9 protein-coding genes are annotated in these 12,868 nt (G+C 42.2%); 8 read left to right on the top strand and 1 reads right to left on the bottom strand.

Annotated elements, in window-relative coordinates; genetic code table 11:
- The first annotated feature begins 525 nt into the window (after window positions 1–525).
- Window positions 526–2,832 (top strand): BamA/TamA family outer membrane protein, encoded by a 2,307-nt coding sequence (locus B2Z67_RS01275; protein WP_291528004.1) that lies wholly within the window; start codon window positions 526–528, stop codon window positions 2,830–2,832.
- 12 nt (window positions 2,833–2,844) lie between these two features.
- Here B2Z67_RS01275 and B2Z67_RS01280 read toward each other — a convergent pair whose 3' ends face one another.
- The gene (locus B2Z67_RS01280; RefSeq protein ID WP_291528005.1) at window positions 2,845–3,399 is read right to left on the bottom strand and encodes a DUF3332 domain-containing protein; all 555 of its coding nucleotides are present in this window, start codon (window positions 3,397–3,399) and stop codon (window positions 2,845–2,847) included.
- Between the two features lie 298 nt (window positions 3,400–3,697).
- On the opposite strand from B2Z67_RS01280, the gene B2Z67_RS01285 reads away from it, so the two are divergent.
- The 7 genes from B2Z67_RS01285 to B2Z67_RS01315 all read left to right on the top strand — a co-directional run bounded on the left by B2Z67_RS01285 (window position 3,698) and on the right by B2Z67_RS01315 (window position 12,757).
- The gene (locus tag B2Z67_RS01285; protein ID WP_291528006.1) at window positions 3,698–6,529 is read left to right on the top strand and encodes an ATP-binding protein; all 2,832 of its coding nucleotides are present in this window, start codon (window positions 3,698–3,700) and stop codon (window positions 6,527–6,529) included.
- Between the two features lie 294 nt (window positions 6,530–6,823).
- The gene (locus B2Z67_RS01290) at window positions 6,824–7,201 is read left to right on the top strand and encodes a hypothetical protein (RefSeq protein WP_291528007.1); all 378 of its coding nucleotides are present in this window, start codon (window positions 6,824–6,826) and stop codon (window positions 7,199–7,201) included.
- 269 nt (window positions 7,202–7,470) lie between these two features.
- Window positions 7,471–7,704 carry a hypothetical protein gene (locus B2Z67_RS01295; RefSeq protein ID WP_291528008.1) on the top strand — a complete coding sequence of 78 codons (234 nt, stop codon included), beginning with the start codon at window positions 7,471–7,473 and terminating at the stop codon, window positions 7,702–7,704.
- 26 nt (window positions 7,705–7,730) lie between these two features.
- Window positions 7,731–8,999 carry an OmpA family protein gene (locus tag B2Z67_RS01300; RefSeq protein WP_291528009.1) on the top strand — a complete coding sequence of 423 codons (1,269 nt, stop codon included), beginning with the start codon at window positions 7,731–7,733 and terminating at the stop codon, window positions 8,997–8,999.
- A 467-nt stretch (window positions 9,000–9,466) separates the two neighbouring features.
- Window positions 9,467–9,964 (top strand): porin family protein, encoded by a 498-nt coding sequence (locus tag B2Z67_RS01305; protein WP_291528010.1) that lies wholly within the window; start codon window positions 9,467–9,469, stop codon window positions 9,962–9,964.
- Window positions 9,965–9,997: 33 nt separating this feature from the next.
- Complete coding sequence (locus B2Z67_RS01310; RefSeq protein WP_291528011.1) at window positions 9,998–10,429, top strand: hypothetical protein; 432 nt, start codon at window positions 9,998–10,000, stop codon at window positions 10,427–10,429.
- Window positions 10,430–10,528: 99 nt separating this feature from the next.
- On the top strand, window positions 10,529–12,757 hold the full coding sequence (locus B2Z67_RS01315) for a carboxypeptidase-like regulatory domain-containing protein (RefSeq protein WP_291528012.1): 2,229 nt from the start codon (window positions 10,529–10,531) through the stop codon (window positions 12,755–12,757).
- Window positions 12,758–12,868: the final 111 nt, after the last annotated feature.

Raw genomic sequence — 12,868 nt, forward strand, 5'->3', positions numbered from 1 at the left:
GAGGAGGAGAAGCAAGTTACTCCCACTAATCACATGCATTAATCACTAATAAATTGTCATTTATCTTACAGCATGAATAATGCAGGTTAGAACTAAAATCAGGGCAACTGTGTCAAAAGGTTTATTTCTGCAGGTATCGCTATGAACTGATTCTGTTTAGCCTGTTATTTAGCGACTGTTTATAATAGATCTATCTCTGTGATTGCATAAATCTTTTCGTTCGACGGCTGTCGAATGATTATGCGATATATGTCGAATAATTATTCGACGGCTGTCGAACGCAAATTCGACAACCGTCGAACGAAAAGATTTATGCAAAACAAATATTAGTTCTTGGCGAACGAAGAACTAAATCTTAGTGAATCAACAATTAGTATGACGAAGAACCTAAAAATCCGGTGCATGAAATCAGGAGAAGTATAAAATAAAATCAGACTCTTAGAAAATCAAGACGGTTTCTTATTTCGGGAAAGAAAAAATAGATTTATATTTGTAGACTATTATGCGCTATTTACAAAATCCGGTATGAAGAAAGGTTTTTATTATGCAATATTTACTATTGCCATGCTTGCATTGGCTTCCTGTTCCGCCACCAAATATGTGCCCAACGGTTCGTATTTGTTGGATGAAGTGCGCATACATACGGATAATAAAGATGTAAAGCCTTCTAATTTGTCTATATATGTTCGTCAAAATCCCAATTCCAAGTGGTTTAGTCTGGTGAAGACACAGTTGTACATTTACAACTGGTCGGGACGTGACTCTACTCGTTGGGTAAATCGAGCTTTACGCAGATTGGGAGATGCCCCTGTAATTTACAGTGAAGAAGATACGGAACGTTCCCGGGAAGAAATAACTAAAGCAGTGCAGAATATGGGGTATATGAGCGCTACTGTAGAGTATGTTTCTAAAATTAAGAAGAAAAAACTCAAACTGGATTATCAGGTTACTATAGGGCAGCCATACATAGTCCGCAGTTTGAAATATGATATTCAAGACGAAAAAATAGAAGAGTATTTGCGGAGCGATTCCGCATCAACCCTTTTATCCGAAGGTATGTATCTGGACGTAAATATATTGGATAGTGAACGCCAGCGTATCACCAATAGACTGCTTCGGAATGGATATTATAAATTCAACAAGGACTACCTGTCATATACGGCAGATACGGTAAGAGGCACCTATCAGGTAGATTTGACTTTGCATCTGGCAAAATACAGGCAGCGTACGGATGATAAATTACAGAATCATCCCCAATATACGCTCAATAAGGTGGATTTTATTATGGACTATAATGTACTGCAATCTTCCGCCCTCAGCAGTATAGAGGTGAACGATTCTATACACTACAAAGGTTTCCCCATTTATTATAAAGACAGATTGTATTTACGTCCTAAAGTATTAACGGACAATCTGCGCCTTACTCCGGGAAGTCTTTATAATGCTCAGGATGTACAACGCACCTACTCCAACTTCGGACGTTTGCCGGCATTGAAATATACCAATATCCGCTTTTTTGAAACGCAAACGGCAGACAGTGCAAAGCTGAATGCATACGTGATGCTAACAAAGAGCAAACACCAATCCGTTTCTTTTGAGTTAGAAGGTACTAACTCTGCCGGCGACCTTGGGGCTGCCGCATCCGTCTCATTCCAAAACCGCAATGTATTCAGAGGCTCCGAAACATTCTTAATAAAAGTTCGTGGAGCTTACGAAGCAGTCTCCGGATTGGGCATGGGATATAAAAATGACAATTACACGGAATTGGGAGTAGAGACAAGTATTAACTTCCCTCGTTTCATGTTCCCGTTTTTATCGAACGACTTCAGGCGTAGGATACGGGCGACTACGGAATTCGGGTTGCAATATAACTATCAGATGCGACCGGAATTCACGCGTATCGTAGCTTCCGCTTCATGGAGTTATAAATGGGGATTGCAACGTCAGCGTTCGCAGCATCGCATTGATTTGTTGGATGTTAACTATCTGTACATGCCTTGGATAAATGAAGAGTTTGAAGATAAATATTTGAATAATCAGAATAATTATATATTAAGGTACAATTATGAAGACCGTCTGATTGTCCGTACAGGTTATAGCTATATATATAATAGTGCGGGACAGGCATTAATGAACAATGCGTTGATAGGAAATTCTTATAGCATTCATTTTAATCTTGAGTCTGCCGGAAATCTTTTGTATCTCTTTTCCAAGATTAGCAATATGGAAAAGAATGATGATAACGAATATACAATCTTGAATATCCCGTATGCCCAATACATCAAAGCCGACCTTGATTTCGCCAAGAATATCGTAATAGATTATCGTAACTCCATTGCATTCCATATTGGGGGAGGAGTTGCTATCCCTTATGGTAATGCCAGGGTTGTCCCTTTCGAGAAACGTTATTTTTCGGGTGGTGCAAACAGTGTAAGAGGTTGGTCGGTGCGGAGTCTTGGTCCGGGAGCTTTTGCGGGTGACGGTAATTTCCTGAATCAATCGGGTGATATCAAGCTGGATGCCAGTATTGAATACCGTACCCGTTTGTTCTGGAAATTTAAAGGCGCATTGTTCATTGATGCAGGAAATATCTGGACGCTTCGCGAATATGAAGATCAGCCGGGCGGTAAATTCCAATTAGATAAGTTCTATAAACAGATAGCCGTAGCCTATGGGTTAGGACTACGGCTGGATTTAGATTTCTTTGTACTTCGTTTTGATGGCGGTATGAAAGCCGTCAATCCGGAAAGCGGAAAGGGACGTTATCCGTTGTTTAAGCCCAGATTCAGTCGCGATTTCGCTTTCCATTTTGCGGTGGGTTACCCGTTCTGATGAATACTTTGCTTATCGCGCAGCGTAATACGTATTAATCATCGTTGCCTGACGGGCGGCAGATATACCTTGTGCATCCAACGTTACGGTCATTGCTTCACCATTGGGTAAGTACATGTTTGCAGTGCCGTCATTATTCATTTGTAACAGTTCCGTGCTAACGCCTTCTGCTACTACGTTCCATGTATTCAGTTCTTTATCGTAAACAAGTTCCATAGAAGTGGTTTCTCCTTCTTTTGTAATAGAATAACCGTTCTCTAATGTTTTCACAAGATAATTTCCATCCTTACCTTTTACTTTCTTTACGTCACCTATATTCGCCATAGGATTGGTTCCACTCCAGAATTCGATGGAGTTGATGACTAATGCATCTGCCAGATAGCAGACTGTGTATACTTGAATAATGGTGCAAGCTACATAAACAAGTTCGTTTACAAACTTATCACCGATACTTTGATTCCAATTTACCAGCTTGCTATGCAACCCGAAAGAACCAATACATGAATTGAAAAGAAATGCACTGCAAATCATTACAGTTGCAACCCTGCTTAAACTACTCTTTTTCATACTCTCTTTTTTATTTTACTAAATTTATTGTGTGTAAATACCTCGTTTAAACTGTCATTTAGTATAAATGTGATAGGGTACTTAAGCCCCAATCTGTATATAAGACAAATATAAATCGTTTTTGCGAGAAATTCTAATTTTATTGTTATTTTTGCAAAGTTATTATCTGATAACACACCCATTAAATAAAATATTGAGCTTTTATTCCCAGAAATAGACAGAGATAAATATGATGTTTATTAAAGAAATAAGTCACCCCGTTCTCGTTTTCTTTCTATATATAAAATATATATGCTTATTGAAAGACTACGTTCCACGAACTAAAGCGCTCTGTATTCTTCTCTTCTTAGGGATATTCCTGTATTCTTGCCAGCAGAATTCACCGAAAAGATACTCTCCCGAAAACCGGTCTGTTGTTGATAGCATTGTAAAAGCCAATCCTTCCATAGACTCACTAACAATATGGCTTCAACGCTATACGGAAGCGGAAGACTCCCTTGGCATGATGCTTGTCCGAAAGGAACTTGGCAAACGCTACCGGGAAGAATCGCGTTTCAGTGAAGCGATTGAGATTCACCGGGAAGGATTGCAGATTTCTCTGCAATTGGGCGATACGCTCGAAGCTGTGCAGGCGCTGAACAACATCGGTACAAGTTTCCGGCGAATGGGCATTATGGATGAAGCGTCCAATTACCATTATGAAGCATTGTTGCTTTGCGAACAATACAGAGACAAAAGCAGTTATGCCGCCAAGAAGAACCGTGTTGTTTCACTGAACAGCATCGGCAATATACATTTGACGTTGGATAACCGCGATGCCGCCGACAGTGTTTTCCGTATTGCATTGGCAGGAGAACGTGAGTTGAACAGTAACCTGGGACAAGCAATCAACTATGCCAATCTGGGCGCTATATTTGAAGCCCGGGGAATGAATGATTCCGCATTGGTTTACTACCGCCATTCTATGGAATATAATCGTGCGGCAAATTCAATCTTGGGTATTTCTCTTTGTTATAACCATTTCGGCCGTCTCTTTGAGAAAGACGGAAAATGGGAAGATGCTTTGCGTGAATACCGCAACGCTTATGATTTGATGGAGGCAAACAGTGACCGCTGGCATTGGCTGGAAGCCTGTCTGGCATTGGCGCGAGTTAATATATCCAAGGGGGATATTACTGTAGCGAGGATATATCTGGAACGTGCCAAGAATACTGCCGAAGCCATGAACTCCTGGGAACATTTGAGCGAAGCCTACCGGTTGGACTATCTCTGCTATGAAATACAAAAGGACTACCATCGTGCACTCGACAGTTATACACAAAGCCGCGCTTATGCCGACAGTGTGAAAAATGAAGCTAATATAAATCACGTTCAGAATCTTCGTGTCAACTATGAAAAGGGGAGGAGTTTCCAGGAACTCTCATTAATACGCGAAAAATACAGGATGGAGCAACGTACCAAAAACATCTTTCTGGTAGGCAGTTTCATTATCCTATTCATCACAGTGATAGCCATAGTCTTTTTGTGGTATGCCCTGCGCATGAAGTCGCGTAGTCAGCAGATGCTGCACCGCATGGAGAAGATGCGAAGCAATTTCTTCACGAACGTTACACATGAATTCCGTACGCCCCTGACAGTAATACTGGGACTATCGGAACAATTGCAGAAAAACAACTCTCAGAATAAAGAGACGGAAACCACACTGTCTACCATAGTCAGGCAAGGGCGCAACCTGCTGGACTTGGTGAACCAATTGCTGGAAGTATCAAAAGTAAAGTCCGAAGTCGGCGAACCCGAATGGCGTTCGGGAGATATAGTAAACTACACTCGCATGATTATGGAGAACTATCAAGTCTATGCCCGCCAAAGACGTATAGAACTTCTTTTCATTCCTTCGGAAACGGTGATTATAATGGATTTTGTGCCTGAATACTTCCGGAAAATCATCCGTAATCTATTATCCAATGCCTTTAAGTTTACTCCCAAAGATGGTTCGGTAACAGTGGCGATGGAGAGGAAGAATGACAAACTTGCTGTCCGGATATCCGATACCGGTTGCGGCATCAGCGAAGAAGACCTGTCACATATCTTCGAAACGTTCTATCAGGGAGAAAATAGTAAGGCGGATATCGGCACGGGTATCGGGTTGGCTCTGGTAAGGCAGATGGTGGTATGCATGAATGGAGAAATCAGCGTAGAGAGTGGCAAAGGAAAAGGCGCGGAATTCACTATCACAATACCATTGAAACACGGAGAAACTATATGGGCGAACTTCTCCGGCGAGAAGCCGGATGACCGTCGGGACACTTCTATTCCGGTAGAAGATGAAAAGATACTTGCGGATGCTACACCCGCAACGGAAGAAGTTGCGTTACCCTCCATTTTGATTATAGAAGATAATCCGGACATCTCTTATTATATAGGTGGATTATTGAAAGACAACTATACCTTGTTATATGCCCGCGACGGTGAAGAAGGTTTGGAAAAGGCGCAAGAGTATGTGCCCGACCTGATTATTACCGATTTGATGATGCCGGAAATGAACGGTTACGAACTGTGCCGCGAAGTGCGCGCTTCAGAAATTCTGAATCATATACCTATTATTATTATCACTGCCAAGTGTGGCGAAGACAATAGGATACAGGGATTGGATGTAGGCGCCGATGCCTACCTGGAAAAGCCCTTCAATGCTGATGAATTGAACATACGGATTGTCCGGTTGCTGGAACAGCGGCGCATGTTGCGTGAAAAGTATTCCAATGCCCTGCACGAGGGAAAGGAACTGAGCGTTGAATTGAGTCCTGCCGACCAGAGTTTCCTGACGCACTTGAATGATGTGATTTATTCGATGATGAGTAACCATAGCTTAAATTCGGAAATGGTAGCAGGTAAAATGTGTATGAGTCTCTCGCAACTGAACCGTAAAATCAAGGCGATTACGGGTTTCAACAGTTCCGGATATATTCTTCAGATGCGCTTGGATAAAGCCAAACGAATGCTTGCTTCAACAGATACTCCGGTGGGAGACATTGCTTTGAAGTGCGGTTTCCCGGAGATGTCTTATTTCTCACGCATCTTTAAACAGACATTCCAGATGACACCATCGCAGTACCGTAAGAAACGGCAGTAACCCCAACAACTTCTTATTTCGCTTGCAATGGCTTTAACTACTAAGCCAACTTGTTGGCTGATAACTTCTTTAATTCCTCTAATTCCTTTAACCTGCATTATCCATGCAGTAGCCGGAGATAAAGTGCTCCGATAAGGGGGATACGCTTAGTTCCAAAGCCTGGAACATTTTGTTTCGCCATGAAATACATTTTGTTTCACCGTATTGAAACTCTTTGTTCCAATGTGAAATACACTTTGTTCCATCGTATTGAAACAAAGTGTATTTCACATTGGAACAAAGAGTTTCAGTCCGTTGGAACAAAGAGTTTCAGTCCGTTGGAACAAAGAGTTTCAGCCTGTTGAAACAAAGAGTTTCAGCCTGTTGAAACAAAATGTTTCTCACTGTGGAACTATCCACAGAACCTATTCCGGTATGGAGCGTAAAGCGATTCGGCAAATGACAGGCGCTAATGCGGAGAAGGGGGATGATGCAAGATTATGCCTGTTGCAGATGTGTGGCAGATACTTTATCTGCCACCTATCTGCAACGGGTATCTGCAACGCTTTAATTTGCTTATTATCAAATAGATACAAGCAAAAAGGTGGCAGATGGCAGATAAAAATCGATTTTCAACTTTATGGAGGTGTTTTGAGTTGGAGTTTTGAACTGTATGGGAGAAGTGGTGGGTAAAATCAGACACTTTGCATTGTCCGCACCCCCAATATTTATGGTACCCCCCCCCTGTGTACGCCGAATAGAGAAAAAGAAGATTTGCACTTTTTAACTCCTGATAATCAACCATATATCATCTTTTGATGCGTACATAAGTCAAATCCTGCCAAGTAAAAATGCGCATATACTACAAATATATGCGCACATAGTGTAAACGCTCAGTATGGGTTTTAACCTAATTTTGCTCTCAACAAAGATATATGTTTCATTAAATCATTTCCGGAGTTATGGACGAAGATAAGAACAAGAAGCCGTTGCTCTCGTATGAACAAGTAATAAAGATTATCGATGAATGCGTTTCGCGAGATGAAACCGAATGCCCTGATGAAAGAATTGTGAGGGTGGAAAAAGCTGCGGAGGAATTGGAAATAGAGTACAGAAAGAGGGTTTTGCGCGATGAGAGGAGAAAGAATTGTTCATTCCGGTGGTTATGTGAAAAGATATTCAAGCGTATAAAATAATATATTAATTAGAAAAGGGTGGTATCATGAAAAGAGTAGTATTAATCTTGGTCGCATTGTTGCTTGTTGCAGGAACTACAGATGTGCAGGCGCAATGGTTGAAAAAGTTAGGGCAGAAAGCAATTGACCGTGCCGAAGAGCGTGCCAAAAAGAAAGTGGAAGATAAAGTGGATAAAGCTGTGGACAAGACAGTGGATGATGCTTTTGAAGGTGCCGAAGATGCCGTGAAAGGAAAAGATGATGCGGCGGAAGAAAGAAAAGAAAAAGATAAGCCGGAAACGCAGGCGAAAGAAGTGAAAGAAGAAACTGTGGCAAAAACCACAGCGGAAGCGCCTGTTCCCACAGCGGATATAAGTTGGAATAAGTTCGACTTTGTAGCCGGAGATGAAGTAATGTTTGAAGATAACCTCGTGGGCGAAGCGAATGGAGAATTTCCATCTCAATGGGATTTGCTTGGCGGCAACGCCGAAATCTCAAAGATAAATGGCGAGAATGTTATCTATATGGATAAGCAAACCACCATTGCTCCACTAATGAAGAACCCCAAAAACTATCTACCGGAAAGCTATACGATAGAATTTGATTTCTATATAAGCAAAGACTCCAAAGGCTGGTGGAAGATAGAACTTATGGGAGAAGATGGTTATAGGAAATCTAACATTGAATTATATTCTCAAGCTGATGCCAGAAGGACGATAGAAGGCTCGTGGGAAACTATAAACAGAGATTCACGTTCTTCAAGTAGTCAGGTAGACCTCTCTGCCATCGGATGGCACCGCGTTTCGATTTCCTTCAATAAACGTGCGTTAAAGGTCTATTTCGATCAGGTTCGCGCAATGAATATTCCTAATGTGGCACAAGCGGGATGGTTCCGATTCTTTTCAACGGATTCACATTTCCTCCGTAACATCCGTATGGCCAAAGGTGCGGTTCCCTTGTACGACCGCATGATGAGTGATGGCAAATTCATTACTTACGGCATTACGTTCGATGTAGGTAAATCAACCATCAAACCCGAGTCAATGGGTGAAATCAATCGCATTGTGTTACTGATGAATGAAAATCCCGAACTGAAATTCTCTGTGGAAGGACATACCGACAGCACGGGTAATGCGACAAGTAATCAAGCCTTGAGCGAAGCGCGCAGTAAGGCAATCGTAGATAAACTGACAGAACTGGGAATCTCTGCCGGCCGGTTGGCGGCGGTGGGCAAAGGACAAACAACCCCACTTGCCGATAACGGTACAGACGAAGGTCGTGCAAAGAACCGCCGGGTTGAATTTGTGAAACAGTAAGAACAAATATAGATATGGGTTAACCATAGCTGAGGAGACCTGTGAAGGTAAAACACTCTTTTTCGAGAGGGAAACGTCCCATTGACATCGTTTTATGAATTAGCTGAGCATAAAAGACGTTTCCCTCTTTTTAAAGAAACTGTTTTGATTTTTATTCGTCGTTTATTGTTTCTTATTCAAGTTACGCATGTTGTTTATATTGTTAACATGCGAAACTTAAATTTCTTATTCTTTCTTGTTCTTTGCATAGTCATGGCTTTGTTTGAAAGAAGAAGGAAAACTCTGATACTCTCTCTTAAATAGATAAAAATCAAAACGGTTTCTAATCTGCATTATTTATAATGTAGCAGTTAGAGTAGTTAAAGAAGTGATAACTCTTTTAACTACTACAGTACGAACAATAAGTTTATAATAAAAGCGGAACCGAAAAGCTATATGAGTAGGATAATTTTTTATTAATTAATAGTATGAAAACAAGATTAATGAAACGAATGGTAGTGTTAGTAGTAATGGCTTTGTCAACTACATTTCTTTTAGCGCAGGAAAAAGGTGAAATGGCTGCGGGTTTGAACTTGTCTTACGGTTCTAAAACAGGTTATACCAATATTGGTATTGGCGCCAAGTTCCAGTACAACATTACCGACAATTTGCGTATCGAACCGAGTGCTACTTATTTCCTGAAAAAGGATTATGTCAGTATGTGGGATGCTAATGCCAATGTGCACTATCTCTTTGGGTTGAGTGACAGCTTCCGCCTGTATCCGTTGGCAGGCGTAGCCCTGGTTGGCGTGAAAGTAGGAGTAGGGGAGTATAGTGCATCTGACAGTAAGTTCGGCTTCAACGTTGGCGCCGGCGCCGAATATTTATTATCTGAAACGTTAGCATTGAACCTTGAAATCAAGTATCAGATTGTTACCGACCTCGACCGTCCGGTGTTCTCATTGGGTTTAGCCTATAAGTTCTAAACAAGTTTTCTAAACTCTCTAAATATGAAATTTATGAGAACCTTATTGAAATGGAATTTTCTCATTGTACTGTTTATGATGTGCAGTGTACCTTTACTTATGGGATGTGGAGGTGATGATGATGAACCGACGGATGGCGAAGTCACTTATACCGGTTGGGAAGATAAAGGTAATTCGGCTAAGTTCGGTTACAGAATGTCGGCTGGGCCGTATAGCGCTGACATTGTGTTTAATCTGACTTTCAATGGTAGTGGAGATGATGCTGTATGTACCAAATGTGTGATTGAAGAAACATGGTCTCATGAAGATGCCGCAAGAGAATCAGAAACATCTCATAGAAGAGGTGATGAAGGAGAAACCAATGTAAATCGTAGTGGTAAAAAGGTTACTTATGAGACAGATGGTTTTAATGGTGGTACGCGCGGGGCTATAAAGGGTATATTAGAAGGAATGTATCAACATTAGTATAACACTCTAACCCAAACGAAGAGTTGCTGCCGTTTTGCAGCAGCAAGCGGCAGCGACTCCTTCTTCACGAATCTGTCATAACTTAAAAACTGTATTATGAGAACAAAATTCTGGTATTTATTACTGATGGCTTTTTTATCAGCCTCTGTGGTTACCACGGTAAGCTGTGGCGATGACAACAATGACCTTCCGGATGAACCCGAACTTCCGGAAGAACCCAAAGATCCCGATACCCCTGACAACCCTCAACCACCGGTTATTACCGTAACGGCCACCATGAAAGACGCCGAAGTAAAAGGCACAGTGACCGATACGGAAGGCAACCCATTGTCGGGCGTTAACATCTCCAGCGGCGAGACGCAGACTGTGACCGACGACAAGGGTGTGTTCTCTTTCGAACGCATAGTCAGTGCAAACGGACGTTTCCGCTTTACTTTCGAGAAGAACGGATACTTCACCATTACCCGTTCGGGAGTATTTCAGGAAGATCTTTCCATGCAAGTGGTGATGCAAAGCAAAAGCGGCGGAGCTGCGAATACTACTTCCGCTTCGTTTAACTCAACACAGGAAAATACGCTGATAGCTGACGGAATGAAAGTAGCCATACCCGCTTCCGCTCTTGTTACTTCCGATGGTAGAGACTACTCCGGAACAGTAAATGCCGATATGCTTTACCTTTCGCCGGACAATGAAAACTTCACTACCATGATGCCCGGTGGTGATATGGCAGCCGTACGTATGGACAGAAGCGACGCCACATTGGTTTCATACGGCATGGTAGAAGTCAGCCTGAGCGATGCAAGCGGCAATTCCTTGCAACTGAAGGAGGGCAGCAAGTCTGAAATGACATTCCCCATACCCGACAGCATGAAAGATAATCCGCCGCCTACCATTCCGTTGTGGTACTTCAACGAAGAAGCCGGCGTATGGGTGGAAGAGGGGATAGCTACCCTGAAAAGGGATGTCTATGTAGGAAGCGTTAACCACTTCTCCTGGCATAATCTCGACGTAGCCGAAGAACGGGTAACCATCAAAGGTAAAGTGACCGACTGTAAAGGACGTCCCGTATCGCGTACGATGGTAACCGTAGACCAAACCAGCGGCATGACGAATAGTGATGGAAATTATCAGGTATATGTTCCTGCAAATACTCCCGTAACTGTCACCGTGAAGAGTGAGGATTACAATTCTTATATTCCGGAAGTCAGAGTCTCCGTTCAGGGCAGGGCAGGCGGTACAACTGTAGAGAATGTCAATCTGGAACTGCCATGTGTTCCCGTCATTAGCGGGCAAATCACCAATTCCTGTTCCGAATTGGTGGGAGCATACGTCTGGGCGGAATATACAGTGAATGGTAAGACAGTAACTACCACTCCTGTATGGACTACAGGCGACGGTAAATTCGAGATTCGTATTCCCGGCAACTCCGGAAAAGCAACACTCTGGGTTCGGACAGCTACAGGCGAGGAAATGAGCCGTCAACTTGAATTAACGGGCGAAGACTTGATAATCACCGGACTGGAAATATGTGAAGACTTTGAAGAAGGTTCATTGAGCATTATGGCAGAGGATGGAAGCATAATCGTACTTCCCTGGATTTCGGAAGAATCTCAAGCCGTCGTTATGGATAATGCCATGATATTCGGATATGAAGGTTTTTCAGCCAACATAGAAAACTTCTCCGGTTCGGGAGAATATACAGGAATAGCAGTGTATTACTCAAATGACAATGCAGTGATTTTTGAAGATATGACTTTCGTCTTCGAAACATCCGATAAAGGCGGGTATGACGTAACTGTTACCGGAACCGGGCAAATGTTCTCCGGCACAGGTGAGATGATTAACGCAAGTATTACCGGTAAGGTGTATCTTCCTGCTGTTATAGTGATGGTTGAAATGCGGAACGTCGGCAGCTGGAGCGATGTAGGTATGAGTAGCAGCATTCCTGAGATGCCGGTACCTATTGATTACCTCATAAAGGTTGATTATCAGGGCATAAATGCAAAACTTGCAAGCCTTGGCTATAAGAATAAGACCGATGAGGATTATGATAGCGTAAAGAGCGTGTTGGATAAGGCGGGATATGAAATTGTCACGCAGGAAACGACAAGCGGAAGCGGAGGAAAAGCAATCGCTTACCGTAAAGATGACAACTATTTCATTATAGAGTATAACCCGCAAGGATACAGTGATATGGAAGACTGTAAGCTTGTTGTTATTATCTCTGAAGGATACAGTAAAATACAAGGAGCGCCGGATTTAACTGAAACACGGGCTGTTGTCAGTAAGAGGCACAACTTGAAATCTATTTTTAAATTTAAATAACTCAAGTTTCGCATGTTACTGGTAGTATCATGTTAGGTAGTATTATGTTAGGTAGTATTATGTTAGGTAGTATCATGTTACTGGTAGTATCTCTATTCTCCTCCTCCTGGG

It is taken from the genome of Bacteroides sp. UBA939 (assembly GCF_002293435.1).
Taxonomy (GTDB): domain Bacteria; phylum Bacteroidota; class Bacteroidia; order Bacteroidales; family Bacteroidaceae; genus Bacteroides.